This window comes from Hymenobacter glaciei, from assembly GCF_039539585.1.
Classification (GTDB): domain Bacteria; phylum Bacteroidota; class Bacteroidia; order Cytophagales; family Hymenobacteraceae; genus Hymenobacter; species Hymenobacter glaciei.
Map to the genome: position 1 here is coordinate 47,183 of NZ_BAABDK010000022.1, position 25,558 is coordinate 72,740.

Annotated in this window: 29 protein-coding genes and 1 pseudogene; 18 read left to right on the forward strand and 12 right to left on the reverse strand. The window is 59.9% G+C overall.

Annotated elements, in window-relative coordinates; all coding sequences use genetic code 11:
• The first annotated feature begins 18 nt into the window (after nt 1-18).
• Entirely contained in the window at nt 19-1,284 is a 1,266-nt protein-coding gene (gene icd, locus ABD837_RS14305) for an NADP-dependent isocitrate dehydrogenase (protein WP_345055770.1), read from the forward strand.
• Nucleotides 1,285-1,370: 86 nt separating this feature from the next.
• A complete protein-coding gene (locus tag ABD837_RS14310; protein WP_345055772.1) occupies nt 1,371-2,249 on the forward strand; it encodes a hypothetical protein in 879 nt (292 codons plus the stop codon).
• An 87-nt stretch (nt 2,250-2,336) separates the two neighbouring features.
• Here the strand turns inward: ABD837_RS14310 and ABD837_RS14315 are convergent, their stop codons facing one another.
• Nucleotides 2,337-3,059, reverse strand: coding sequence for a hypothetical protein (locus tag ABD837_RS14315; RefSeq protein WP_345055774.1), 723 nt, complete (start codon nt 3,057-3,059; stop codon nt 2,337-2,339).
• Between the two features lie 350 nt (nt 3,060-3,409).
• On the opposite strand from ABD837_RS14315, the gene ABD837_RS14320 reads away from it, so the two are divergent.
• Nucleotides 3,410-4,546, forward strand: coding sequence for a hypothetical protein (locus tag ABD837_RS14320; RefSeq protein ID WP_345055776.1), 1,137 nt, complete (start codon nt 3,410-3,412; stop codon nt 4,544-4,546).
• A 129-nt stretch (nt 4,547-4,675) separates the two neighbouring features.
• Complete coding sequence (locus tag ABD837_RS14325) at nt 4,676-5,305, forward strand: hypothetical protein (protein ID WP_345055778.1); 630 nt, start codon at nt 4,676-4,678, stop codon at nt 5,303-5,305.
• A 164-nt stretch (nt 5,306-5,469) separates the two neighbouring features.
• On the opposite strand, the gene ABD837_RS14330 is transcribed toward ABD837_RS14325, so the two are convergent.
• Nucleotides 5,470-5,835 carry a hypothetical protein gene (locus ABD837_RS14330; protein ID WP_345055780.1) on the reverse strand — a complete coding sequence of 122 codons (366 nt, stop codon included), beginning with the start codon at nt 5,833-5,835 and terminating at the stop codon, nt 5,470-5,472.
• A gap of 163 nt (nt 5,836-5,998) precedes the next feature.
• Nucleotides 5,999-7,399 carry a mercuric reductase gene (locus ABD837_RS14335; RefSeq protein WP_345055782.1) on the reverse strand — a complete coding sequence of 467 codons (1,401 nt, stop codon included), beginning with the start codon at nt 7,397-7,399 and terminating at the stop codon, nt 5,999-6,001.
• A 155-nt stretch (nt 7,400-7,554) separates the two neighbouring features.
• Between ABD837_RS14335 and ABD837_RS14340 the strand changes: the two genes are divergently transcribed.
• Entirely contained in the window at nt 7,555-8,289 is a 735-nt protein-coding gene (locus ABD837_RS14340; RefSeq protein WP_345055784.1) for a hypothetical protein, read from the forward strand.
• 216 nt (nt 8,290-8,505) lie between these two features.
• Nucleotides 8,506-8,685 carry a hypothetical protein gene (locus tag ABD837_RS14345; protein WP_345055786.1) on the forward strand — a complete coding sequence of 60 codons (180 nt, stop codon included), beginning with the start codon at nt 8,506-8,508 and terminating at the stop codon, nt 8,683-8,685.
• 38 nt (nt 8,686-8,723) lie between these two features.
• Here the strand turns inward: ABD837_RS14345 and ABD837_RS14350 are convergent, their stop codons facing one another.
• The 3 genes from ABD837_RS14350 to sucD all read right to left on the reverse strand — a co-directional run bounded on the left by ABD837_RS14350 (nt 8,724) and on the right by sucD (nt 11,573).
• Nucleotides 8,724-9,497 carry a GNAT family protein gene (locus ABD837_RS14350; protein WP_345055788.1) on the reverse strand — a complete coding sequence of 258 codons (774 nt, stop codon included), beginning with the start codon at nt 9,495-9,497 and terminating at the stop codon, nt 8,724-8,726.
• A gap of 140 nt (nt 9,498-9,637) precedes the next feature.
• The gene (locus ABD837_RS14355; protein WP_345055790.1) at nt 9,638-10,603 is read right to left on the reverse strand and encodes a glycosyltransferase family 2 protein; all 966 of its coding nucleotides are present in this window, start codon (nt 10,601-10,603) and stop codon (nt 9,638-9,640) included.
• Nucleotides 10,604-10,691: 88 nt separating this feature from the next.
• A complete protein-coding gene (gene sucD / locus ABD837_RS14360; RefSeq protein ID WP_345055792.1) occupies nt 10,692-11,573 on the reverse strand; it encodes a succinate--CoA ligase subunit alpha in 882 nt (293 codons plus the stop codon).
• 335 nt (nt 11,574-11,908) lie between these two features.
• Here sucD and ABD837_RS14365 point away from each other — a divergent pair.
• Together ABD837_RS14365 and ABD837_RS14370 are read left to right on the forward strand one after the other, a co-directional pair.
• Nucleotides 11,909-12,883, forward strand: a pseudogene (locus tag ABD837_RS14365) (PLP-dependent cysteine synthase family protein); the annotation flags it as partial.
• Nucleotides 12,884-12,956: 73 nt separating this feature from the next.
• Nucleotides 12,957-13,361: a response regulator gene (locus ABD837_RS14370; protein ID WP_345055794.1), complete on the forward strand. Its 405-nt coding sequence runs from the start codon at nt 12,957-12,959 to the stop codon at nt 13,359-13,361.
• 54 nt (nt 13,362-13,415) lie between these two features.
• Here the strand turns inward: ABD837_RS14370 and ABD837_RS14375 are convergent, their stop codons facing one another.
• A complete protein-coding gene (locus ABD837_RS14375) occupies nt 13,416-13,937 on the reverse strand; it encodes a hypothetical protein (RefSeq protein ID WP_345055796.1) in 522 nt (173 codons plus the stop codon).
• Nucleotides 13,938-14,013: 76 nt separating this feature from the next.
• Nucleotides 14,014-15,669, reverse strand: a complete 1,656-nt coding sequence (gene ade / locus ABD837_RS14380) for an adenine deaminase (protein WP_345055798.1) — start codon at nt 15,667-15,669, stop codon at nt 14,014-14,016.
• Nucleotides 15,670-15,845: 176 nt separating this feature from the next.
• On the opposite strand from ade, the gene ABD837_RS14385 reads away from it, so the two are divergent.
• From ABD837_RS14385 to ABD837_RS14405, 5 genes are all read left to right on the forward strand, one after another.
• Nucleotides 15,846-15,995, forward strand: coding sequence for a hypothetical protein (locus ABD837_RS14385; protein ID WP_345055800.1), 150 nt, complete (start codon nt 15,846-15,848; stop codon nt 15,993-15,995).
• A gap of 39 nt (nt 15,996-16,034) precedes the next feature.
• Nucleotides 16,035-16,715: a hypothetical protein gene (locus ABD837_RS14390; RefSeq protein WP_345055802.1), complete on the forward strand. Its 681-nt coding sequence runs from the start codon at nt 16,035-16,037 to the stop codon at nt 16,713-16,715.
• A gap of 54 nt (nt 16,716-16,769) precedes the next feature.
• On the forward strand, nt 16,770-17,174 hold the full coding sequence (locus tag ABD837_RS14395) for a hypothetical protein (RefSeq protein ID WP_345055804.1): 405 nt from the start codon (nt 16,770-16,772) through the stop codon (nt 17,172-17,174).
• 31 nt (nt 17,175-17,205) lie between these two features.
• Complete coding sequence (gene cmk / locus ABD837_RS14400) at nt 17,206-17,898, forward strand: (d)CMP kinase (RefSeq protein ID WP_345055806.1); 693 nt, start codon at nt 17,206-17,208, stop codon at nt 17,896-17,898.
• 217 nt (nt 17,899-18,115) lie between these two features.
• Complete coding sequence (locus ABD837_RS14405) at nt 18,116-18,997, forward strand: 4-hydroxy-3-methylbut-2-enyl diphosphate reductase (protein WP_345055808.1); 882 nt, start codon at nt 18,116-18,118, stop codon at nt 18,995-18,997.
• 16 nt (nt 18,998-19,013) lie between these two features.
• Here ABD837_RS14405 and ABD837_RS14410 read toward each other — a convergent pair whose 3' ends face one another.
• From ABD837_RS14410 to ABD837_RS14420, 3 genes are read right to left on the reverse strand one after another with little or no spacing between them, the layout of a single operon-like run.
• Nucleotides 19,014-19,757, reverse strand: coding sequence for a TIGR04283 family arsenosugar biosynthesis glycosyltransferase (locus tag ABD837_RS14410; protein WP_345055810.1), 744 nt, complete (start codon nt 19,755-19,757; stop codon nt 19,014-19,016).
• On the reverse strand, nt 19,754-20,257 hold the full coding sequence (locus tag ABD837_RS14415; RefSeq protein ID WP_345055812.1) for a hypothetical protein: 504 nt from the start codon (nt 20,255-20,257) through the stop codon (nt 19,754-19,756). Before ABD837_RS14415 ends, ABD837_RS14410 begins: the two co-directional genes overlap by 4 nt.
• The gene (locus tag ABD837_RS14420; protein WP_345055814.1) at nt 20,251-20,871 is read right to left on the reverse strand and encodes a class I SAM-dependent methyltransferase; all 621 of its coding nucleotides are present in this window, start codon (nt 20,869-20,871) and stop codon (nt 20,251-20,253) included. Before ABD837_RS14420 ends, ABD837_RS14415 begins: the two co-directional genes overlap by 7 nt.
• A gap of 107 nt (nt 20,872-20,978) precedes the next feature.
• Between ABD837_RS14420 and ABD837_RS14425 the strand changes: the two genes are divergently transcribed.
• Nucleotides 20,979-22,031, forward strand: coding sequence for a hypothetical protein (locus tag ABD837_RS14425; protein WP_345055816.1), 1,053 nt, complete (start codon nt 20,979-20,981; stop codon nt 22,029-22,031).
• A 55-nt stretch (nt 22,032-22,086) separates the two neighbouring features.
• Nucleotides 22,087-22,749 (forward strand): hypothetical protein, encoded by a 663-nt coding sequence (locus tag ABD837_RS14430; RefSeq protein WP_345055818.1) that lies wholly within the window; start codon nt 22,087-22,089, stop codon nt 22,747-22,749.
• An 11-nt stretch (nt 22,750-22,760) separates the two neighbouring features.
• Here ABD837_RS14430 and ABD837_RS14435 read toward each other — a convergent pair whose 3' ends face one another.
• Nucleotides 22,761-23,300 carry an O-acetyl-ADP-ribose deacetylase gene (locus tag ABD837_RS14435; protein ID WP_345055820.1) on the reverse strand — a complete coding sequence of 180 codons (540 nt, stop codon included), beginning with the start codon at nt 23,298-23,300 and terminating at the stop codon, nt 22,761-22,763.
• 219 nt (nt 23,301-23,519) lie between these two features.
• Here ABD837_RS14435 and ABD837_RS14440 point away from each other — a divergent pair, with 219 nt between their 5' ends.
• The 3 genes from ABD837_RS14440 to rimK all read left to right on the forward strand — a co-directional run bounded on the left by ABD837_RS14440 (nt 23,520) and on the right by rimK (nt 25,536).
• Nucleotides 23,520-23,834 (forward strand): 2TM domain-containing protein, encoded by a 315-nt coding sequence (locus ABD837_RS14440; protein WP_345055822.1) that lies wholly within the window; start codon nt 23,520-23,522, stop codon nt 23,832-23,834.
• Nucleotides 23,835-24,034: 200 nt separating this feature from the next.
• The gene (locus tag ABD837_RS14445) at nt 24,035-24,511 is read left to right on the forward strand and encodes an ATP-dependent zinc protease family protein (protein WP_345055824.1); all 477 of its coding nucleotides are present in this window, start codon (nt 24,035-24,037) and stop codon (nt 24,509-24,511) included.
• A gap of 71 nt (nt 24,512-24,582) precedes the next feature.
• Nucleotides 24,583-25,536, forward strand: a complete 954-nt coding sequence (gene rimK / locus ABD837_RS14450) for a 30S ribosomal protein S6--L-glutamate ligase (protein WP_345055826.1) — start codon at nt 24,583-24,585, stop codon at nt 25,534-25,536.
• Nucleotides 25,537-25,558: the final 22 nt, after the last annotated feature.

The following is a 25,558-nucleotide window of genomic DNA, read 5'->3' on the forward strand; positions in this document are numbered from 1 at the left end:
ACTGACAACTAATTTCACATGGCAGAGCAAAAAATCACCATTAAAAACGGCAAGCTGACCGTTCCGGACAAACCCACCATTCCCTTCATCGAGGGCGACGGTATTGGGCCGGACATCTGGCGGGCCTCCAAGCTGGTGTTCGACGCCGCGGTTGAAAAAGCCTACGGCGGCAAAAAGCAGCTGATGTGGAAAGAGGTGCTGGCCGGTGAGAAAGCCTACAAAGCCACCACCAACTGGCTGCCCACCGAAACCCTCGACGCTTTCCGCGACTACCTCGTGGGCATCAAAGGCCCCCTGACTACGCCCGTAGGCGGCGGCATCCGTTCGCTGAACGTGGCCCTGCGCCAGGAACTGGACTTGTACGCCTGCGTGCGCCCCGTGCGCTACTACGACGGCGTGCCCTCCCCCGTGAAGCAGCCGGAGCTGACCGACATGGTCATCTTCCGCGAGAACACGGAGGACATCTATGCCGGCATCGAGTACATGAACGGCACGCCCCAGGCCCAGAAAATGCTCGAATTCCTGCAGGACGAGATGGGCGTGAAGAAAATCCGCTTCCCCGAGTCGTCCTCGTTCGGCATCAAGCCCGTGAGCAAGGAAGGCACCGAGCGCCTCGTGCGCGCCGCCATCAAGTACGCGCTGGAGCACAAGAAGCCCTCGGTGACCATCGTGCACAAGGGCAACATCATGAAGTTCACCGAAGGTGCCTTCAAAACCTGGGGCTACGAGCTGGCCGAAAAGGAATTTGGCAGCAAGGTGTTCACCTGGGCGCAGTACGATAAAATCGTGGCCAAGCAGGGAGTACAGGTAGCCGACGCGCTGCAAAAGCAAGCCGTGGACCAGGGCAAGCTCATCATCAAGGACAGCATTGCCGATGCCTTCCTGCAGCAGATTCTGCTGCGCCCCTCGGAGTACTCGGTGGTGGCCACGCTGAACCTGAACGGCGACTACATCTCCGATGCGCTGGCGGCCATTGTGGGCGGCATCGGCATCGCGCCGGGCGCCAACATCAACTACAGCACCGGCCACGCCATCTTCGAAGCCACCCACGGCACGGCCCCCAAATACGCCAACCAGGACAAGGTGAACCCCGGCTCGGTTATCCTCTCCGGCGTGATGATGCTGGAGTACATGGGCTGGAAAGAAGCCGCTGCCCTCATCAACAAAGGCCTCGAAGCCGCCATCGCCAGCAAGCGCGTGACCTACGACTTCGAACGCCAGATGGAAGGCGCTACCCTCCTCAAAACGAGCGAATTCGGCCAGGAGATTATCAAGAATATGTAGTAGCTTGGCTGCTGCCTAAGCACCCACAGAAACCCCCGCGTCGGCTTTGGCTGGCGCGGGGGTTTTAAATAATAAAAGAAAGTAAAATGATGGATTTTAAATCGATTACTGCGAGAATTTTCTCGACACGTAGAAGAAAGCAGGCTGCTGAAGATTTTAAGTATGCAGAAGATAGGAATAGAGTTATGGATTCTATTTCAGTTGGAAAAACAGAGCATATGGGTAATGTGGTAACAAAAATATTTGCTGTTGGTGATGAGTATAAAGTCTACGAAATCAAAACAGATGTCATATCTGAATCATTGAGGACAATGGTATTTCCTCTTAAAAAGGAAGACCCTGATGGATTAGAAAGGAAATTTGATGGTATTAGAATAAAGTATTCTCAAATAAAAGGCCAACTGTATAAGGCGAGTGATGACACATCAATTAAAACGCAAATAGCGCATATAATTTCACATGCCTTAAACGACCATGTAGATGAAGCAAATGAGTCATTTGATTCACTGCTTGAAAAAATCGAAAATGAATACCAAGCCCAGCTTTCACATAGGAAAATATATCTTTTGACAATATTGTTCTTAGTGATGGGCCTCATCACAACATCATTTATAATTTATAGGTGGGACCAATTTCCTATTCATTATCAAATAAAGAATTTGGTTTATATTAGTGCTGCTGCAAGTGTTGGTGGTTTTATATCTGTTAGTTTGAAAATAAAAGATGTTGCTTTTGAAAAAGATGCACAAAACATTTTGTTCTATTTATATGCTATAGAAAGGGTGTTTGTATCAGTAGTAGCTGGGGTAATATCGTATGCTGCTATTAAATGCAAAATACTGTTCGGGATTGTGACTGAATTGGAAAATCCAATTTGGGGATTCATATTGTTTGCTGTAGTAGCAGGATTCAGTGAGACATTGATTCCTGGTTTATTGTCCAAACTCGAGCAGGATAATAAATAATTGAACTTTGCATTAGGGAGTATTCAAGCAATAGAAAAGGGCACCCACGTTAAGCGGGTGCCCTTTTCTATTGGCTTCTCCCAAGCACTAACCCGGCTGCGCATCCGGCCCAGCCCCGCCGCCCTGCTCCTTACGCACCTGCTGGCGCACGTTGCGCAGGGTGTAATCCTTAAGCTTGGTCTTATCGGCGGTTTTGTAGAGGCTTTTGCCGTCATCGAGCAGCTGTTTCATCGGCGCGTAGAGGGCGCGGAACAGCTGCACGTTGTCGGCCGTGAGCAGGCGCTGGTCGCTGAGGCTACTGCCCTGGGCGGTGCTGTCGGCCACCAGGTCGTCGTAGAGCTCCTGCAACTGGTCAATTTCGGCCTGCGTCTGGCCCTTGGCCAGCAGGGCCGTTTTGTCGGTTTCAATGTTTTGGAGCAGGGTGTTCAGCGAATCGGCCAGGCCCTCGTGCTCGTCGTTGTTGCGGTCGCGCCGCGCTGCTTCGATGCCGAACTTCTTGGCCGACACCGTGAGGCCCTCGGCCCGGCGCACCCGCGCTTCGAGCCGATTGAGGAGCTGTGGCAGGGCCTCCAGCAGCGCATCGATGCGCGCCGTGATGGTTTGCCGCCGGGCCACGGCCACGCTGCTGCGCGTGGCCTGCTCCACGGCCCCCACGGCCGCGTCGTAATCGGCCAGGAACTTGGGTTTGTAGTCCTCGGGCAGCAGGTCCACAAAGTCGGCGCGGTCGCGCTGGTAGCTGGCGCGGAGCAGGCGGGCAATGGGTAGCAGCTCGCTGATGCGGAAGGCAAAGGGTAGTTGCAAAGCGTCCATAAAAAGTGAAAGGGTTGGTAAAAAATGAGATATACAATGATACCATTTTTTGTGATACCCCCTGGCCAGGATACCGCCCGCGTTGGAAGCGCTGCCGGATACGTTGGCGAACTTTCCGGACCCGTTGGATGGGTTTCCGGAGCCATTGGAGCCGTTTCCGGACCCGTTGAATGACTTCCGGAGCCATTGGACGGACTTCCGGACCCGTTGGAGCCGTTCCCGGACCCGTTGATAGCCTTCCGGGAGCGTTGGACGGGTTTCCGGACCCGTTGAATGACTTCCGGAGCCGTTGGCTGGGTTGCCCGGGCCGGTTACCTTTAGGTCCGCCACATTTTCCCTGCTTCCGCTCCATGCCCGACCCCTCGCACGACGAAATCAAGCAGGACCTGCTCACCAACCCGCGCTACGCCGAGCTATTTGCGCCTTACCACCCCGAAGCCGTGGCCCGGTTCGCCGGCAACTACGCGAGCCAGAAATTTGAATGGCAATGGCGGGGGCCCAAGGCCGAGTATAGCCAGACCGAAGCCCTCACCCAACTCAGCGAAGCTGCCTACTGCCGCCTCTGGGACATTCAGCGCAAGAAGCTCTTCGACCTGCAGTGCCGTTGGCGCGCCGGCGAAATCACGCACCCCGGCCTGAATTGCACCTTCGACTTTGGGGCCTACGACGCAGCCATCGAAAACTGCCCCGTGCTGCCCCCCATCAGTCCCGACGAGCTGGCCATGTACTGCGATTTTGTGCGCCAGTCGCAGGATTTCGATGCCGACGTACTCGACTGCTACCACACCGAGGCCTACGGCCTGCCCCGCGACTGGCAGGACTACCACGACCTGCGCTTGCACGCCCAGGAAGAAGCCGCCGACCTGCCCGACGACGAGCGCCGGGCCGGCGACCCGCCCGCCTGGTACGATTTCCACAACCTGCGCACCGGCCATGCCCGCCTGCTGGCCCTGCCCGACCTGCGCGGCCCCCTCGAACAGCCCTACCTGCAGGCCTACTACGCCCACCGCCAAGCCGAGCGCGCCGCCGGGCCACCCGTCCAGCCGCCCGCCGATGCCCGCCCCACCTTCCTCACCGTCGCCCAGCAGGAGGCCCTCGAACACGCCCTGCTGCACCAGTTCGAGCCCCCCAAGCTGCGCCGCCAGCGCGCCGCCTACCTCGCCGAACAAGCCCGCGAAGCCGCCGATGAGCAGGTAGAGGCCGACTTTGCCTACCTCAAAACCCTGGGCCCCGACGAAATCGTGCCCCTCGAAGCCGCCGCCGACTGGCGCGCCGCCCTGCGGCAGGCCGTAGTCGAAACCCGCCGCCACCAGCTGCTGGCCCACCTGCCCCAGGTCTACGAAGCCTACCTGCTGCGCGAAGCCCAGGGCATCAGCCACCCCGAAGCCGACGGCCCCCAATGGCGCAGCACCTACGCCAAGGGCATGCGCGAAAGCCTGCTCGACGGCCGCGAGCTGCTGGGCCAGCCCCGCAATTTCGACTTCTGAAACCCGGCCCGGCCAGCACCCGAGTCCTCGTGTCGCGCGCAACGCCGACCCTGAATTCGTGCCGAGCTGAACTTAGAAATATATATATAATTACTTTTGTTGCATCACCCACATGCTGCAATTGCCCCTATGAAAAAGAACTTCCTCCTCCTGGCTGCTGCCGTATTCCTCCTCGGCAGCTGCGAAAAGGCCCAGAAAGCCCAGGAATCCTACTCCAACATCTCCAAGCTCGCCGACGCCAGCGAAGGCATCAGCGCCAGCCTGGACAAGGCCAAGGAAGAGCGGGCCGAACGCGAAAAGCGCGGCGACACCCTTTCGCTGCCCTACAAAGAGCTGCAGCAGTACCTGCCCGCCACCGTCGACGGCTACACCCCCGGCGAGCTCAAGGGCCAGTCGCAGAAGATGAGCGGCATCGCTTTCTCCACCGCCGAGCGCACCTTCACCAAAGCCGACGGCGACGACGTTGAAGTTTCCCTCATCGACTACAACGGCTCCAACGAGCTGTACCAGGGCGCCGCAGCCATGTTGGGCCTGGGCATGGAGCAGGAAGATGACGAGCACATCATGGGCCCCACCGCCGTGAAAGCCGACGGCGTGAAAGGCATGGACACCTTCTACAAAAAGGAAGGCCGCGCCGAAATGACCCTGGCCGTGGGCGGCCGTTTCCTGCTCACCCTAAAAGGAGGCAAGCAAAAAGACATGGCTCTGCTCAAGTCCGTCGCCGAAGACATGGACCTGGAGAAGCTGGCTAAGCTGTAGAAAGCTGTCTGGAACGGCCAGCGCACGGCAGGCGCAAAAAAGGCAGTGGCGCGAGCTGCTGCCCTTTTTGCGCCTGAGCTCTGTAGCCAGTGGCGCGGTAGGGGCTGCCCCATTTCAGCTGCTACCACGTTTCGCCTGGGATGCCGGGGCGAGCCGACTGTTGGCTAAAACAGGTCGGACAGTTCGTGTACCATCACGGTATCACCATCCATGACGACGTATTTTTTCGGTGGCGGCACCTTGCTCTCGGGCGTAGCGGAATACAGTATCCAGTGCGTCACGATGGAGCCGCGATGCACCGTGACCAGGGGAGATTTGGCCGCTTTGGTGAGGCGGTCGCCGCGGCGCAGGTAGTGGCCCAGGCTCGAAGGGTCGTAGCCGAGGGTATCCTTCATACCCGTCCGGTCCACCGGGTCGGCCGCCACATAGCCGTTGAAATCATACTGCTTGTAGATGTCGCCGTTTAGGTAATAGTGGTAGTACTGGCGGTTCATCGAAACGTCCGTGACTTTGGCGTCGGCTAATGCCATATCAAAATCTTCGGTGGAAGGTGGCAAAAGCCTCGCCAGCCCACCGCCAAACAGAAACGGTACAATGGTATAGAAAGCAACGAGAAAGGCTACTAACGCCAAAATATTCTTCCTTCTGGATACAAGCGAATTTGCAGGTGCTTCTACCATGGTACCAGCAAAGCTACTCTCCCGGCTTCAGCCGCTGAAACGCGTTGTTCAGCACTTCAGCCCAGGTGGGGTGGGCCAGAATCATATTCTCCAACTCCTGGTAGCGCAGGCGGCCCGCCATGGCCAGCTGGAACATGGTCATGATTTCACCGCCCTGCTCGCAGAACACCGCCGCACCCAGCAGTCGGTCGTCCTCGCCCACCAGCACTTCCACAAAGCCTTCGGTTTCGCCCGTTTGCACGGCCCTTCCAATGGTGCTGGCCGGCAGCCGGCTCACGCGGTAGGCAATGCCCTGTTCCTTCGCCTGGTTCTTCGAGAGGCCGATGCGGCCCAGCTGCGGCTCGGTGAACACCACGTAGGGCATGGGCCGGTGTTGGGTGGTGCGCTGGCCGTGGTGCAGCAAAGCATCGCGCACAATGCGGTAGTCGTCGTAGGCAATGTGGGTGAACTGGGGGCCGCCCTTCACGTCGCCCAGGGCATACACGCCGCGCGTACCCGTCTGCAGGTGTTCGTTGACTTCGATGTAGCCTTTTTTATTGAGTTTAATGGCCGTGTTTTCAAGGCCCAGGTCGGCAGTGTTGGGCTCGCGGCCCACGGCCACCAGCAAGTGGCTGCCCCGCAGGCGGCGCTCCCCGTCCTTGGTATCGACGGTGAGCACGATGCTGCCGTCGGCGGCGCGGCTCACGTGGCGGGTTTTGGCGCTCAGCACCAGCTCCACACCGGCTGCGGCCAGGCACTCGGTCAGGGACTCGCTTACGTCGGCGTCTTCGCGCGACATCAGCCGCGGCTTGGTGTCGACGATGGTGACGCGCGTGCCCAGCCGCTGGAACATCTGGCCGAACTCCACCCCGATGTAGCTGCCTCCCATGATGAGCAGGTGCTTGGGCTGCTCTTGCAGGGTCAGCAGCAGCGAGTCGCTGGTGAGGTAGCCGCTATCGGCCAGGCCGTCGATAGCAGGCACCGCGGCTTTGGTGCCGGTATTGATAAAGATAAGTGGAGCCGTGAGCAACTGCTCGCCGCCACCATTTAGGGCAACAAGTAAGGTATGAGGTGCAGTAAACCGGGCCCGTCCCCGAACGAGGGTAATGCCGTCGCGGTCCTCCGTAATCTTGCGGTGCAGGTTGTCGCGCGAGTGCTGGCGCAAGGTGTGCATCCGCTCAATCACGGCGGCGAAGTCCACCACCGGTTCGGGGGCCCGAATGCCAAGCGCGCCGGCTGTGCGCACGAGGTGGGCCCGCTGGGCCGAGGCCAGCAACGCCTTGGTGGGTGCGCAGCCGTAGTTGGTGCAGGAGCCGCCGAGGTGGTCGCTTTCGATGATGGCCACGCGGCGTCCGGCTTCGGCTAAAGCGTACGACAGGGGCGTGCCTGCCTGGCCAGTTCCGATAATAATGGCATCAAACGAATTAGCGGGCATAAGCAGGGACCTGGGTGGGAAGTGCTTCACATACGGTTGGGCTTGCCCCGATGACTGAGGCTGCCAACAGAAAAGCGGTGCAAAGTCCGGCAGAAACCCGAAATTGCCGTATCAGGCGTTGCCTGTGTTCTTTCGGTTCCTTTGTTCTGCCCCACATGAAGCACTTGCTGCGCTTAGCCTTTCTGCTCGTTTTCACCGGCCTCACGGGCTGCGCCTCACTGTATTTTCCCCCGCCCCCGCATGCGCCCATGCTCACGCACCAGGGCGAGTTCTACGGGGCCGTTAGCACCAACCAACACACCAATTATGCCTTGCAAGGGGCGTATGGGCTCACCAACCACCTGGCGGTGGCGGGCACGTTCTCGTCGCTGCACCGTCGCAAGTCCACCCGCACCGAGAACATCGACTTTGCCGAAGCCAGCCTGGGCTACTTCACCCGCCTGCCCGATAAGCGCGTGCTCGAAGTGTACGTGGGCGGCGGCGGCGGTGCCACCGAACGCATCGAGCGCAACGACGCCCAGCAAGTCACCCGCACCCTCGACGGCAGCCTGTCCAAGGTGTTTGCCCAGGTGAACTACGCCAAGAAAAAGCAAAACAGCCTGCACCTCTTCAACCGCGATTTCCCGCTCACCTACGGCGCGGCCATGCGCCTGAGCTACATGCAGCTCAACAACTTCACCATCAACGGCGTGGCCGCCCCCGGCGAAAACAACGTGTTTTTCGAGCCCATCACCTTCACCCGCACCCAGATTGCGGGCCCCGTGCAGCTCCAACTTATCAGCGGCCAGATTTTCGGCTTCCGCAACAATGAGTTTCTGAAAGCTGCCAACTCGGTATTTCAGGTGGGCATCGTTATCAACATCGACAAAAACACTACGCTCGACGACTAGGGAGACCAAGTTTCAGTCAATCAAATCCAAGCCCCAGCGGAACGACATATCCGTGGTCAATCAGCGCTACCATGGCCAGCTGTAAGTGGCCAAAACCACGCTGCCACTAAGCTACGACGTGTCGTTGCGCACAACGCTCGTGCACCACAGCGAGCTGATGCGCAACAATGAGTCCATCACCCGCCCGCCAGCGTCTATGTCGAGCCCACTCTATTTATGCGCATGAGCCACGGGCCGTGGCCGGACCAAGCCACGCTGGGCTTTCCCCAACCCAACAGCCAGAACCGCAACAGCCCCGACCACCGCAACGTGTCGCCCGCGAACCTGATTACCAGCTCTGGTGTGGTGTTACGCCCGCACTTGCTGGGCTATCGCGCTGCCAAGGCTGCCGAGTAAAGTCGGTTGGCGCTTTGACCGGTCCCGATTGCCGCTAGCTAAGAAGGAACGGCCGCCGCGGCCATGCTGCTGGCCAACTGTCGCTGCAGCAGAGAGTTGATGTGTACCGTGCAATAAGAGCGGGCTGGTAACAAGCCCATGCGTACCCAAGCCCGCTGCACCCCGTGGTTCTGCACCTGCGTGGTGGCCCGCACCCGCTTGATGCCTTGGTCCCACATGTACTGCTTGGTGTAGTTGAGCAGGTCAACGTAAAGGTTTTTGGCCGGGATATTGGGCCGGGCACCGAATATAATTCCCTCGCCGTAGGTGTCGTGCACTTCGTTAGTGGCGTACGCCACTGACTGCCCATCGAGGTAAAATAGAAAGCAAATGCGTTTGTCGCCGGGCTCTAGGGTGCTCAGGGCCCATTCCTTGTAGCCGGCCAGCACCAGCTGCGGGTCAAACAGGGGGTTGCTGTTGTAGTGGGTGCGGTATTCCTTAAAGCTCAGGCCCACAAGTTCTTCCAGTACCTCGCGGTCGGCCGCCGTGGCGCGGCGCACAACCAGCCGGGTGTTGCGCAACGGCTGGGCCGGGTACTCGCGCAGGTCGCAGTCGAAGGACACCAGCGTATCGGCCACGATAACCGGAAACGGCAGCAAACTGAGCTGCGCCAACTGGTGCTGCTGGCTGCTGGGCAAACGAAAAATAGCCACATCGGCCCGCTCGTCCACAATGGTGCGCAGCAGCTCGTAGGGGTCGAGCTGGGTGAAGGAGCCGCGCAAAATGCGAAGGTTGAACCGGGTGCTTTCTAAGTGGCTATAAATTAGCGACATGCGCGAGCGGAAATAAAGCCTTTAAGCTATAAAAAATGCGTGTGACTTTCATGATAAAATCTCTTCACAAGATACGACCCTGAATGCTTCAGGTCACCCAAAATCAGGTGGTCCAGATAAATTATACTTGAGCATATGCCTTATTTGGACAAATCTGTGTTAGTGTCTTCGCGCACCACATACAGGGGGCGGTCTTTTACCCCATCGAAGGTCCGGCTTACGTACAGGCCCACGAGGCCCAGCCCGGCCAGGATAAGCCCGCCCAGCAGCCAGACGCTAACTAGCACTGCCCCCAGCCACGCACTCGTTCCGCTGGGGCCGGTGCAAAGCCAGCTGGCCAGGCCAATGCCTCCCAGTACGGCTGCCAGCACAATGCCGGCTCCCAGCTTCACCAGTAGCCGCAGGGGCTTGTCGCTGTAGGCCAGCACCACGGCTACGGCCAAACGAACCAACTGCCCAACGCGGTAGCTGCTTTGGCCGTGCGTGCGCGCGGCGTGCTGCACGTCAAGTGCGCCCTGCCGGAAGCCCAGCCAGCGCACCTGCAGCGGAAAGGCCCGCGTGGTTTCACGCAGCTGCCCGAGCGCCGCCACCACCCGCCGATGGAAAATGCCAAAATTGCCCGTGGCCGGGTCCTGGTGCGGGCCGCCCAACCAGGCCAGCAGCCGGTGAAAAGCTTGCCCGCCCCGCTGCTTGGCCGCCGAGTCCTGCCGGTCGGCCCGCCGCCCAAACACCACGTCCAGGCCCTCGCTTTGGGCGTGCGCATACAGGCGCGGAATCTCCTCGGGCAGGTCCTGGAGGTCGCAGTCCATCACCACCACCCACTCGCCGGTGGCGCGGTCCAGGCCCGCGGTGATGGCCGCGTGCTGGCCGAAATTGCGGCTCAGGTTCAGGCCCAGCACCTGTGGGTCGGTTGCGGCAAATGCGGCTATCTGCGCCCAGCTGTTATCCGGGCTGTGGTCGTTGACCAGAATAAGCTGGTAGCTGCCCGCGAAGCTGTCCAGCGTCGTCGTCAGGCGCTGGTGCAGTTCCGGCAGCGCCGCCGCGCAGCCGTATACCGGTACGACCACCGAAATAAGAGGCAAGTTGTTTTCAGGTAAGGCAGGCATAGAGGCGAGATATCGTTGGTATTGCCACTAAAAAGGCCCCGGTTTGCGCCGGGGCCTTTTTAGTGGCATGAAACGCAAATGGCCGGAATTACTTGCCGCCCAGTACGCGCAGCATGGTGTCGCCAATCTCGGCGGGCGAATCCACGACGTGGATGCCGCACTCGCGCATGATGGCCATTTTAGCAGCCGCCGTGTCATCGGCACCGCCAACGATGGCACCTGCGTGGCCCATGCGGCGGCCGGGAGGAGCCGTCTGGCCGGCAATGAAGCCTACCACGGGTTTCTTGTTGCCGGTTTCCTTAATCCAACGAGCGGCTTCGGCTTCCATGCCGCCGCCGATTTCGCCAATCATTACGATGCCTTCGGTCTCGGGGTCGTTCATCAGCAATTCCACGGCCTGCTTGGTGGTGGTGCCGATGATGGGGTCGCCGCCAATGCCAATGGCCGTGGTCTGGCCCAGGCCGGCTTTGGTGAGCTGGTCGACGGCTTCGTACGTCAGCGTGCCCGATTTGGAAACGATGCCGATTTTGCCTTTGGTGAAGATGAAGCCGGGCATGATGCCCACTTTGCACTCGCCGGCGGTCATCACACCGGGGCAGTTCGGCCCAATCATCGTGATGCCCTGCCGGTCTTTCAGGTAGTGCTTCACGGCAATCATGTCCTTGGTCGGGATGCCTTCGGTGATGGTGATAATGACCGTAATGCCGGCATCGGCAGCTTCCATAATCGCGTCGGCGGCAAAAGCCGGCGGCACGAAAATGATGCTGGTGTCGGCGCCGGCCTTCTCCACGGCCTCGGCCACGGTGTTGAACACGGGACGGCCCAGGTGCTCGGTGCCGCCCTTGCCGGGCGTGACGCCGCCTACCACATTGGTGCCGTAGTCCATCATCTGCTGGGCGTGGAAAGAGCCCTCGGAGCCGGTGAAGCCCTGCACGATGACCTTGGAATTTTTATTGACCAGAACGCTCATTCGGAGGTTTTTTTGGGTGTTGATGAAGTGGGGAGGCGGCCCGGACGGGCTGCGGTGGTGCAAAAGTAGGGCATTTTGGGGCTAGGGCAAGGCAAAAGCCGGGCAATTGGTTGAACGTCATGCTGCGCGCGGCGTAGCGGTTTCGTAAACGTCATGCAGAGCGCAGCGAAGCATCTTGCCAGCCACCACTAATCAGTTCTTTTGAATTACTTATGGCGGGCAAGATGCTTCGCTGCGCTCTGCATGACGTTCTACAATTTATTCTGCCGGCACCCCGCCGCCGAAATTCGTACCTTTGCGGCCTCACCTCCCATCTCCCCACCCATCATTTTTCGATGTATTTCAACCACGTAATTGAGGCTGTTGGCAACACGCCCCTCGTTAAGCTTAACAAAGTAACCGACGGCATTAAAGGCACGGTGCTGGCCAAAATAGAGTATTTCAACCCCGGCAACTCGGTAAAGGACCGCATGGCCATCCGCATGGTTGAGGACGCCGAAAAGGCGGGCTTGCTGAAGCCCGGCGGCACCATCATCGAAGGCACCAGCGGCAACACCGGCATGGGCCTGGCCCTGGCCGCCATCGCCAAAGGCTACCAGACCATCTTCGTGATGAGCGACAAGCAGAGCAAGGAAAAGCAGGACATCCTGCGCGCCGTGGGTGCTCAGGTGGTAGTGTGCCCCGTCGACGTGGCCCCCGAAGACCCGCGCAGCTACTATTCGGTGGCCAAGCGCCTGAGCCAGGAAACGCCCAACTCGTTTTACCCCAACCAGTACGATAACCTCTCGAACACTGCCGCGCACTACGACCACACCGGCCCCGAAATCTGGGAACAGACGGAAGGCAAAATCACGCACTGGGCAGCTGGCGTAGGCACGGGCGGCACCATCTGCGGCGTGAGTAAGTACTTGAAGGAGCAGAACCCGGACATCTTTACCCTGGGCCTCGATACCTACGGCTCGGTGTTCAAGAAATATAAGGAGACGGGCATCTTCGACGAAAACGAAATTTACCCTTACAAAACCGAAGGCATCGGCGAAGACATTCTGCCCAAAAACGTCAACTTCGACGTGATTGACCAGTTCATCAAAGTAACCGACCAGGATGCGGCCGTGATGACGCGCCGCCTGGCCAAAGAGGAAGGCCTCTTTGTGGGCTGGAGCTGCGGTTCGGCCGTGCACGGTGCCCTCGAATACGCCCGCGAGCATCTCAAAGAAGGTGATACCATGGTGATTGTATTACCCGACCACGGCACGCGCTACCTCGGCAAAATCTACAACGACGACTGGATGCGCGCGCAGGGCTGGTTATAGTAAGCCAAGCCATTGCGGGCGCACAGCCAAGGTCGTATCTTCGTATCAGCTAGTAATACCAACCTTGTCCATGTCCGCCAATTTGAATCACATTGTACTCGTTGACGACAACGAAACCACCAGCTTCCTCAACAACCGCTTGTTGGGCCGCTTGGCGGTGGCTAATCAAGTCAGCACGTTTTCGCGGGCTGATGAGGCGTTTGAGCAGTTGTGGGGCGAGCAGGCAGAGGCTAACGCCGCGCCCGACCTCGTTTTTGTGGACCTAAAAATGCCTGGCGTGTCGGGCTTCGAGTTTCTGGAGCTCTACAATGCCTTGCCTCAGCCCGTGCAGGAGCAGACGGTAATGGCCGTCCTCACGACCTCAATGCACGGCGCCGATACAGCCCGCGTGGCCCAGTACCCCAACGTGGAGTACCTCACCAAGCCCCTGACCGAAGAAAAGATGCGCAAGCTGCTGGAAAAACGCTTTCAGTAGGCCACCTCAATTTCTTGAAAAAAGCCCCGCTTTCGCACCGAAAGCGAGGCTTTTTTAGTCCCTTTTGGATTTGTCGAATATTCCCTGGAAGAGGCCGGAATTCTTCTGTTTGAGAATGATGTAGCGTAGCGATAGCGCGGTGGGGAAACGGTTCCAGTCGTCGGAGCCGTGCTCGATGGTGGGCTTGAAATCGAAGGAGACCACGAGGCGGGTGAACGCAATCTTGTATTCGGCGCCCACCAAGCCGTCGAAACCCCAGAAGTCGCCGGATTCGCGGTTGTTACCGTAGTGCGCGCCGGCCCCAAAGTAGTAGTTCAGGCTGGGCCCGAGGATGCCGAAGTGCCGTTCGGCCAGCACCGTGAAGCTGCGCTCGCGCGGTGCGAACATGGCCAGCCCCTCCACCGTGGCTTTGGGCAGAAATACCTGCTGGATGCTGAGGCCATAGTTGTTGCCGTCGCTGCGGAGGCCCGTGGCAGTGCGGTACTTCTGGGCTGCGGCGGGCAGTATTGGTAGCATCGCCAGCAACAACAGGCACCCGACAAAACGTAGGAAGTAGGGGAGAGGCAGTAGTTTCATAAGCAGCAAAACAGAGTAGGGAGCGGGGGCAAGTCCTGCTCCCTACGCAGAAACCGCGCTAAAAATTGCCTTAGGTCTATTCAACCGCGTCCACAAAAGCGAATTGCTGGCCATCGAACAAGCCTTTGTCGCTGAGCTTGAGACTGGGAATGACGAGCAGGGCCATGAACGAAAGCGTCATGAACGGCGCGCCCAGCGGCGAGCCTAGTTCTTTCGACAGGGCATCGACGGCCGCGTAGGCAACTGCCACGTCGGCCCCGGGCTGGTCAGACATCAGGCCGGCCACGGGCAGCGGCACCAGGATTTCGCGACCGTCGGCTCCCACGGCGGCCAGGCCACCCTTGGCCTCAATCACGAGGTTCACGGCGCGGGCCAGGCTGGCATCGTCGCAGCCCACGGCCGTAATGTTATGGGAGTCGTGGCCCACGCTGCTGGCCAGCGCGCCGTGCTTCAGCCCGAACCCCCGGATGAAGGCCAGCGCCGGCGCCACGTGCGGCTGGTAGCGGTTGATAACGGCCAGCTTAAGTACGTCCTGCGCCATATCAGACATAGCAAAGCCGTTTTCGACGCGGGCCGGCAAGTCGACCCGGGCCGTGATAAGCTGCCCATCGAAGCACTCAATAACGCGTAGGATTGCCTGCTCCGAGGGTACTGGTAGTCGGAAATCGCTGGCCTGCACGGGCTGGGCGTGGAAGTTGTTGACCACGGCAATGGGCGCGGCGGGCAGCAGCGACTGGCCATTTTCGGCCACCAGCTGGCCATCGAGGTAGGTTTGCTGTACTTCGAAATTCACCAGGTCCTTCACCACAATAAAGTCAGCCGGGTCGCCTTCGCCAAGTAGGCCCACGGGCAGGTTGTAGTGCTTCACCGGGTTGATGCAGGCCACGCGCAGCACCTGAAACACGTCGTGCCCCAAGGCCACGGCCCGCTGCACCAATTGGTTAATGTGGCCGAGGATGAGCGTGTCGGGGTGCTTGTCATCGGAGCAGAACATTAGGTTCGAATAATGTTCGGGCATCAACTCAATGAGGGCGTCGAAGTTGCGGGCGGCCGAGCCTTCACGAATCAGGATTTTCATGCCCACGGCCAGCTTGTCGCGGGCTTCCGCGGCCGTGAAGCACTCGTGGTCGGTACTAATGCCGGCGCTGGCATAGTGGGCCGCGTCGTCGCCGCGCAGGCCGGGAGCGTGGCCGTCTACGGGGCGGCCTGCAGCGTGGGCGAGGGCAATTTTGGCCATCACGTCGCTGTCGCGGTGCAGTACGCCGGGCCAGTTCATCATCTCGGCCAGGTAACCGATTTTGGGGTTTTCGAACAGCTTGGCAATGTCGGCGGCCGTGATTTCGGCTCCGGCCGTTTCAAACGGCGTGGCCGGCACGCAGCTCGGCGCACCGAAGCAGAATTTGAACGGCGAGTGCGCCGCATTCTCCAGCATAAATTCTACACCAACCACGCCCAGCACGTTGCCAATTTCGTGCGGGTCGCTCACGGTCGCCACCGTGCCGTGCGCCACCGCCAGGCGGGCAAACTCAGTGGGCACCAGCAGCGAGCTCTCCACGTGTACGTGGGCATCGACGAAACCGGGGAGCACGTAGGGCAGCGTTGGGTCGGCTACGGCTTCGGCAATGGGCGCGATGCTGGCAATGCGACCTCCCTCGACGGAAATAATGGCGGGCTGAATGGAACGGGAAAAAACGTCGACGACGTTGGCGGTAAGCGAGAAATTAGCGGACATGTTTGGTTGTTGGTTATTCGTTGTCAGTTGGTGGTAACGGCCACCGAAACGGGCCTTATCAAGAGTTTTGGATGGTTTGGTTGCGTTTTGAATCGTGCCTGACAACTGACTCCGAACGACCGACAACGAGCCACCCGCTGGCAAAGAACCTTATATTTGACAAAAAACCGTTTCCGGTGAAAAAGAACCTCGCGCTCTTGCTACTTGTGCTGCCGCTGCTGCTGGCCGAAGGCGGCTGCGCCCGCCGCACCACCCAGCAGAAAAAAACTGCATGGTACAAGCACCACAGCGGTGGCAAGTCGGAGCCCTGTCCCTGCGGGCACTAGCGCCTGTACCATACTCACATATTTAAGGGTTAGTACTCAATGCGTCTTTATACTTCTTGCTGGATTTTAGGCGCACTTGCAGCCACGCTTCTGGATAGTCATGCAGTATTAGGGCAGGCAATGCCGATGACAATTCCGAACTATAACTACACCCCACGTGTGCCAATGCCAATGCCGCCAATGGGCATGCCCTACGGTACCTATGGAGCCCAATCGCAGTCGCTGGCTTCCCGCGACGGGGCTGGAAGCTACCAGCTGCCGGATGGCAGTTGGCACAAAGCGTCCCGGCTGGTATTTGACGGCGTGCGTCTTATTGTGAAAGACAGTGCCGCGAGCAAACAGCGTTTTACTTCCGAAACGGTGCAGCAAATCGTCGTGAAACAGGATGCTTTTCTGGTGGTACGGGATTTGCCCGGCCGGCAGGTGCTCCCAGCCCGTCCCGATTTTTTGCATTCCTGCGTTAACAGCCAAGGAGTGCGGCTGCTGGCGCTGTATGCCCCGGGGGGGCGGCCAACGTATTTTCTAAGCCGACCGCATACCTCTATGCAATTATTGCCGGCGGGAAAAGCCGCCTTCAAAACGGCGATGCTGGCGATTATAAAAGACGCTCCAGCACTAAGTGCGAAAGTGGTCAGTGACCAGCTGGGCCGCAACGAAGCCGTGCAGATTATGCAGGAATATGTAGCATCGTTGCGGCCCAACCCGAGCGGTAAGCAATAACTGGCCGCGCGGGCTTTTGCCAATACTACCCATTAAAGCACGTATAATTTCTGAATGTCCGACGCCCAGCCCACTCCCCTCGATTCCATTAATGCCGCCGCCGAGCAGGTGCGGCAGCAGCTCCAGCTTAAGGCCTTCGATGCGGAGGGGGCAGCGCACCTGGCCAATTTTATCCAGGCCCAGCGCGGGCAACTTGGCGTGGCCGAGCGGGAGGGCGTGGTGCTGGCGCTCGGCTGCTTTCTGGGGCAGTGTCTGGTGCAGGTATACGGGGGCGAATGGGCCTCCGGAAAGGACGGCACGACCGGCGTGGGACTTGCCGGTCGATTTTTTTTCAACCCCTTTCATTTAGTCGATGCGCAACTGAATGAGGGAGAAAGCGCGTCGGTAGCGGCCTTCTTTGCCTCCATTCCGCAGCGCTTAAAAGCGCCGGTCGCTGCTCGTAAGGGTTGGATTTCGTAATCTTGCGGGGCCAATGGCCGCCCGCGTCGTTATGAAACAACTCGTTATCGCCATTGACGGCTACTCTTCCTGCGGTAAAAGCACCACCGCCAAAGCCGTGGCCAGCCTGCTGCACTACGCCTACGTCGACACCGGTGCCATGTACCGCGGCGTTACGCTTTACCTACTCGAGCAAGGCATTGCCTTCGACGACCTGCTGGGCATTGAGCAGGCCCTGCGCGACATCAGCATCAGTTTCCGCCGCAACCGCCGCTCCGGCCGCAACGAACTGTTTCTGAACGGGGCGAACCGCGAGGACGACATTCGCCAGATGCGCATTTCCAACTCCGTGAGCGAGGTTTCGGTGATTCCGATGGTGCGGCACGCCATGGTGGCCCAGCAGCAGCGCATGGGCCGCAAGCGCGGCGTGGTGATGGATGGCCGCGACATCGGGACCACGGTTTTTCCCGATGCAGAAGTGAAAATCTTCATGACGGCCGAAGTGGAACTGCGCGCCAAGCGCCGCCAAGACGAGTTGGCTGAGAAAGGCGAAATGGTGCCCCTGGAAGACATCATCGAGAACCTGCGCAAGCGCGACCACCTCGACTCGACCCGCGCTGAGAGCCCCCTGCGCCGGGCCCCCGATGCCGTGCTGCTCGACACCACGCACATTACGATTTCGGAGCAGGTCGATTTTGTGTTGGACAGAGTATCGTCGGCACTTTTCACGGCCGGCTGGGAGTAGAAAAGGTTTTGGGGCATTAACAAGCCTGTTTTGCCTGAGCGTCGAAGAGTGCTTTGGCATGCTTGTGGCGCTTGAAGCATTGCCCAGGCTTGAGAACTCGTAACAGTAGCCTTGGGTGTGCGCACGATGGCGAGCAACTACTGCCAATACCCCACCTTGCTGCTGTACCTTTGCCCCGGCGAACTCCTCGCCACCGCAGTGGTGTTAAAGGCCCAGCATGAAGGTTACAATCGATAAGAATTCCGGCTACTGCTTCGGCGTAGAATTTGCCATCCAGATGGCAGAGGATGAGTTGGCGCAAGAAGAAACCCTGTATTGCCTCGGCGATATCGTGCACAACCGCATGGAAGTGGAGCGCCTGCACCAGCGGGGCCTGCGCATCATTGACCGCGAGCAGCTGGCCGAACTGCACAACTGCAAGGTCCTCATCCGGGCCCACGGCGAGCCGCCGGAAACCTACCAGCTAGCCCTGCAAAACAACCTGGAGTTGATTGACGCCAGCTGCCCGGTAGTACTCAAGCTGCAAAATCGCGTGAAGCACGCCTTCGACCTGAGCCAGCGCCAGGACGGCCAGATTGTGATTTATGGGCAGCCCGGCCACGCCGAAGTGGCCGGCCTCACGGGCCAGACCGGCAACCGCGCCATCATCGTGATGAACGAGGCCGACCTCGACCAGATTGACTTCGCCCGCCCCGTCACGCTCTTCAGCCAAACCACCAAAAGCACCGCCGGCTTCTACAAAATGAAGGCGTTGATGGAAGCCCGTATTCAGGCCGCCGGCGGCACAATGGACAGCTTCGATGCCAACGACAGCATTTGCCGGCAGGTGAGCAACCGCGAGCCGGCCCTGGCCAGGTTTGCCACCGAATTCGACGTGGTGCTCTTCGTGAGCGGCCGCAAAAGCTCCAATGGCAAGGCCCTGTTCTCGGTAGTGAATGGCGTGAATCCCCGCAGCTACTTCATCGAAAACGCCGACGAGGTGCAGAACGAATGGCTGGCCAACGTGCAGAGCGTGGGCATCTGCGGTGCTACCAGCACGCCGCTGTGGCTGATGCAGCAGGTAGCCGAACGCGTGGAAGGCGTCGGCGAACCGGTATAACTAACGCTCCTTTTAGCTAGACGGCTCCGCGTACCCGACGTACCCGACGTGGCCGGCGGCGCTGCAGCAGCCTGCGGTACACGCGCAGCAGGGTGGGTTGTGGCGTGCCGGCCAGAAACAGGGTTTGCACGGCCAGGTGTGTGAGTTCAGTGCGCAGCACGCCATGCACCACATACTTGCGCGCCGACGTAACGACGCTTTGTGGCATCACCACAAAACGGGCTTTGTGCTTGATGCGGATGGGCAAATCCACGTCTTCCATCAGCAGCATTTGCTCGTTGAAGCCGCCGAGTTGGTCAAAAAGTACCTTTTCTACGAACAAGCTCTGGTCGCCGAACTGAAAGGCCGGGGCATTGAAGCGCGAACACCAGCCACTGAACAGCAGCACCGGATGGCGTACATCGAAGCGCAGGCGGAAGCAGCCGCTGCGGTAGCCCCGCGCCTGGTACCGCCGGATGAGCTGCCCGAACCCAGCCGGCGGCAGCGTATCAGCGTGCAGAAAATAGAGAATGGCGCCGTGGGCCTGGCTGGCGCCAAAATTGAGCTGGGCCGCCCGGCCGGGTTTGGGCGCCGGTAGGGCGAGAGCCCCGTGGGCAGCCGCCTGGGCCAGGGTGTCGTCGGTGCTGCCGCCGTCGCTCACCAATACTTCGTAGGCGATACCCGCACCCACAGCGGCGTGCACGTGGGCCAGCGTGGCGGCGATGCTGTGCACCTCATTCAGCGTAGGAATGATGACCGAAAGGAGAGGGGCGGCGCTCATTTCACCCACACATCGGAAAGGAGTACCATGGCTACGAAAACGGCCATAGCCAGCTTGTAGCGTTTCGAGAGATGCCGCATAACGGGCTCGGCTGTTACTTCGGCAGCTGCAGGAGCTTGTTTGGCCAGGCCGCCCAGGGCAGCGAACGTGCCCAGCGCCAGCAGATAAAACACCACGTCGAGCGGGTCGAAGGTGCCGTCGGTAAAGTGCAGCAGCTGCACGGCTTCAATGCCCAGAGCCAGGGCCAATGGCAACAGCGTAAGCCGCCGACTGGCCGAGAGCGTCCCAATCCAGAGAAAAGCAAACAGCCACAGCGCGCCTGGTAGGTTGTACACGAACCACTCGGCCTGCGGCAGGTGCAGCATAGGCGGCTTGGCGGGCCAGAACGCCAGTAATACCTGGTTCACGATGGTGTTCGGGGAGCGGAACACGGCGTAGATGGTGAAGCTGATGAGCAGCGGCAGCAGGCAATAGAGCAGCGTTCGGCGCGTAGTTAGCATGTCGGCAAAAGGGGTTTTTGGATGTGCACGATGCGCCAGTAGCCGGCCCGCCCGTGGCGAATGCGCACGGTTGCACCGGGAGCCAGCAAAGGGCTCAGGGGAAAAAATGACTTAAACCCCAGAAGCTTGCCTGCCGGGGTCAATAGCCGGTCGAGCTGCCGCAGCGGGCCGTGCTCGGGCGTGAAATGATTGAGCAGGTAAATGTGCCCACCGGGCCGCAGGGAGGCGTAATAGGCATTGAGGAGCGCGCCGGGGTTTTCGACCACCGACAGCGAATTGCAGAACACAACATGTTCGAACCGACCGGCCTCGTGCTGGAAATCCTCGCCGGCCGCGTGCTGCAAGTCAACCTGCACCTCGGGGTGCGCGGCGGCTTTTTTGCGGGCTAGGTTCAGCATCGGTAGCGAGCAGTCGATGGCCGTGACGTGCTTGTGCGGGGCATAGTAGGGCAGCGAAATGCCGGTGCCCACGCCCACTTCCAGTACGTGGTCGCCGGGTTCGGCATTCACGGCTTCCACCAGGCGGCGCACCAGCGGCTGGTAGAACCAGAGCAGGGCCGCGTCGTAGATGCGCGCCAGGAAGAAATAGCGGAAATTACTCAGCTGCGTGCTCATGGCGGCGGGGTTGTCCGGGAAGCCCCGGCTATGTTACAGCCAAGTTACGGGCAGCTGCCCAAAATGACGGCCGTGGCGATGAAGCATTTCTGCCTATCTTTAACTACATGTCCGATTCTTTCGAAACTCCGCATGTAGGCCCGGCCCTGAAGGCCAGCCACCCCGCGCCCGCCGTGCTGCCGGTTGCGCGCCGCCGAAAGGGTTTTCGCGCCGGCCTCTACAATGTGAAAGGGCTGATTAACATCATTCGGGGCGACATTATTCACAACACCTTCGGCGCTTTCCATGTGCTGCGGCTGTGGCACGTGCAGAAGCTGACCTCGGGTCTGGTGGGTAAACAGCATGCCTGGGCCACCGGCCTCGATCCCGCCACCGGGCAGCCGGTCTGGCCGCAGAACGTGGTGTTTCGCACCACACCCACGCCGGGTGCGGGCTACGAGCCCGACGAAACCATTCTGGCGAAAGTGGGCGGCTTTCTGGCCGATATGGTGAAGAAGTCGACGCCGGTGCCGGAAATTCCGCATGGCCCCGAGCGCCGCATGCCCCACGTGGTGAACTACCTGCACGGCTCGGTGCACTTCAACGGTATGTGGCTGCTGTTCAACAAGTTTGACGAGGCCAAGCATTTCTTCGCCGATGCCAGCTTCCGGCGGGAGTTTGTACGGCTGGTGCGGCGCGAGCGGCGCGAAGTCACGCTGGTGTTTCGCGAGCGCAAGTATGACCCCGTGGAGTACGCCTACTTTTCGGGCTTCATCATGGCCAACTTCCCGTGGTTTGCCAACGTGAACGGGCCGGGCAAAAAGGTGATGTGGGGCAATCCCGCGCCCTACGCGGCTATGAACATCATCAACGGCAGCTGGGTGCGCGACGTGGATGCATTGCGCCGGGGCCGGCCCAGCTTCCTACGGGCACCGTTGGTAGCCGAGCAGTATTTCACGGTCAGCTACGGGCAGCCGGTGCCCGGCTCGCACTTTGTGGAACGGCTGGTGGCCTTTGTGGAGAATGAGTGGGTGCGCCGCCGGGGCTTCAACGCGGGCCTGTTTTTCATCGACCGCAAACAGATTGACCCGCGTATTTACGAGAAATACCAGACCGATAAAACGGTGCTGAATGCGAAGCAGACGGAGGTGCCCAGCCCGTTTACGCCGCCGGAAGGGTAAGGCTGCCAGCAAATGCTGCCGGCCATCTAACTTTGGCGGAACTCTGCATCTACCAATGAAAACCTGCTTGCTCCTGATAGCCTCTGTAGGCTTCGCCACTATCGGATGGGCTCAAGGCCCCGCCATGCCTTCCTCCGCATCCGGAGAGACCATAAATTTTAAACAGACATTGGGCTTTGGTCAGGCTGAATTGACAACGGCAGGTGGTGAAAAAAGCCTTGTCTACATTCCCCTCAGCTCGCTGGGTTTTGGCTCGGTAGTGCCCGTATTCAGACGGGAGGAGGATATTGATAGCCCAGGCGCCCAGCCGCTTCTCATCAGCGTAGATAATGTGCAGATGATTCGCGCCCACGCAACTGGTCAGTATCTGGAGCACATGGTGGTGAAAGGCCGGCGCCGGCATCAGTTGGCCGTTCGGGTGTTGGATGGACCGGTTGAGCTATTCAGCTACACGCAGGTTCAGCCGAATACGGGTGGCCCGTTGGGCTTTCAGGCAGCGCCGCAGGCATCGGTGAAGTGCCAGTGGTACATTCGGCGGCAGGGGCAGCTGGTCGAAGTCGTCCATGGAGGCTTCACAAAACAGATGGCCGCTTATTTCCACGACGACCCGGTAGTAGTGGAAGCGTTAGCCAGTAGAAGCGTAGGCTACGACGATATGAAGATGCTGGTGCAAATGTATAATCAGCACCAAACGCCAGTTGCCGACCCGACGAAGTAGCCATTGATGGGCTAGGCTGGGGTAAGCTGCTGCTCATATAGCTGCCGGTTCTCCTCGTCAAACGCCACGAACACCACCGTTTGCGGCCACTCGTGTGCTGCCAGCCACTGCTGCACTTCGCGCACAGCCACCGCAGCAGCTTCTTTTTTCGGGTAGCCATAGATGCCGGTACTGATGCCGGGGAAGGCCACGCTGGCGAGCTGGTTCTCTTCGGCCAGGCGCAGGCTGTTGCGGTAGCAACTGGCCAGTAGCGCGGGTTCGCCCTTGTGGCCGCCGTTCCAGACCGGCCCCACGGTGTGGATGACGTGCCCGGCCGGCAGCCGCCCGCCGGTGGTGATGACCGCCTCGCCGGTTTTGCAGCCGCCCTGCCGCGCCCGGATGGCGCGGCACGCCTCCAAGACAGCCGGACCGCCCGCGCGGTGAATAGCGCCATCGACCCCACCGCCCCCGAGCAGGCTGGAATTGGCCGCATTCACGATGGCCGAAACTGGCTGGCGGGTGATGTCGCCCTGCACAAGCTGAATGCGGGTTGAAAGAAAAGAAGCCAACATGAGCAGGTAGGGTGTAATGGAAATCGAAAGGTAGCGATGTATGCATTACGCTTCGGCAGCGGCACTTGGTGCTGATTCCGAAACGGAGGTCCACAGTTCAGCCCCTGCTTTCGACGCTTGGGAAGCCGTTTCCAACCGTTCGGCAACTGCCGCTTGCGGGCGAGTTCGGCGCTTGGCTACCTTTAAATCATCAAACCAATCATCCTCATCCCCAAGCTCATGGAACCCCTGCAACGCGACCCCTACCTGTGGCAAACGGCCAAAGCCCGCGCCAAATTTCAAGCGAACCTGCTGTCGTTTTTGTTTGTGAACGCGACGCTGTGGGTTATCTGGGCGTTTGCCGAGCCGCACCACTATGGCCGGTCTTTCCACTCCGAAATTCCCTGGCCGCTGTGGATAACCTTCTTCTGGGGCCTGGGGCTGATTAAGCGCGGCATTGCGGCCTACGGCGGCTTCAGCTACGAGCAGCGCGCCCAGCGCGAGTACGACCGCCTGGCCCGCGAACAGGCCGACCCGCTCGACCGCTACCGCTAAGCGTTGCAGAGCTCTGCACCAGCACTTTCATTACCCTAAACACCCTTCCTCTTCCACTTTCTTTTTTCTGCTCCGGCCGAGGCTGAAGGACTTACGAGATTTCTCGTAGGCCCGACGGACTCGGCCGGTTTGTTTCAGCGGGCTGAGCCGGAAATGCGCAACATTGGGGCCGCATCGGTGCCGCCGCCTATATTCACCGCATGAACCGCCCCCCCAAGCGCCTGCTCGGCCGCCGCGAGCTGATTGATTTTCCGGCTTTCGCGCTGGGCGGCATCGAGGCCAAAGTCGACACCGGGGCCTATACCAGTGCCATCCATTGTACCAACATTCGCCTCGAACCCGACGCCCACGGGCGGCCCGTGCTGCTGGTGAACTTGCTCGACCCCGGCCACGATGGCGCCGACGGCCGGCCCCTCGCCTTTCCCGATTTCGTGCTGCGCGACATTCGCTCCAGCAACGGCGAGGTACAGGAGCGCTACGTTATTCAGGCCGTAGTGCAGCTCTACGGTAAGCATTTCGAGGCCGAGTTTTCGCTCTCCGACCGTTCCGACATGAAGTACCCCGTCTTGCTGGGCCGCAGCCTGTTGCGGCAGGGCCGCTTTGTGGTTGATGTGGCCCGGCGCAACCTTTCCTACAAGGCGCAAGCCCGCGCCGCTGCCCGCCGCGCCCGCTCCTGAGCTGATTTGTGCCGTATTTGCGTCCTGAAAACACACTTCCTTTCTCACCCTCACCAAACCGCCGCCTTCCCGTGAAACTGGCCATTCTCTCGCGCGAGCCGAATTCCTACTCGACCCAGCGGCTGGTGGCGGCCGCCGTGGCCGCCGGCCACGAGGCCCTGGTAGTCGACCACTTGCAATGCAACCTAGTGCTCGAAAAGGGCAAGCCTGGCATCATCTACAAAGGCAAAAAGCTGGAAGGCATCGACGCCATTATTCCGCGCATTGGGGCCTCGGTTACGTTTTACGGCACGGCCGTGGTGCGGCAGTTCGAGATGATGAAGGTGCGCACCGCCATCGATAGCCAAGCCATTGTGCGCTCGCGCGACAAGCTCCGCTCGATGCAGATTTTGAGCCGTGCTGGCGTGGGCATGCCCAAAACGGCCTTCACCAATTTCTCGGCCGACGTGCCGGCCATGATTGAGCAGGTGGGCGGCGCCCCCGTCATCATCAAGCTGCTCGAAGGCACCCAGGGCCTGGGCGTGGTGCTCGCCGAGTCGGCCAAAGCTGCGCAATCGGTGATTGAAGCCTTTCACAACCTCAAGGCCCGCATCATCGTGCAGGAATTTATCGCCGAAAGCAAAGGGGCCGATTTGCGCGCCTTTGTGGTTGACGGTGAAGTGGTAGGGGCCATGAAGCGCCAGGGCAAAGAGGGCGAGTTCCGCTCGAACCTGCACCGTGGCGGCTCGGGTACCCTCGTGAAGCTCACGCGGACCGAAAAGGCGGCTGCCCTGCTCGCCACCAAGGCCCTCGGCCTGGGCATTGCCGGTGTGGACATGCTGCAGAGCAAGCGCGGCCCGCTGGTGCTCGAAGTGAACTCCTCGCCCGGCCTCGAGGGCATTGAGAAAGCCACTGGGCAGGACATTGCCGGCCGCATCATCGAATACACTGCCGCCCTCGCTAGCAAGAAAAAGACCAAGGCGAAACCGAAAAAAGGCGAAGCGCAGGGCGTGGACGCGCAATCGGATGTGCCGGGCGGGAAGTAGCAGTTGGTGCGCTCGTACGCCA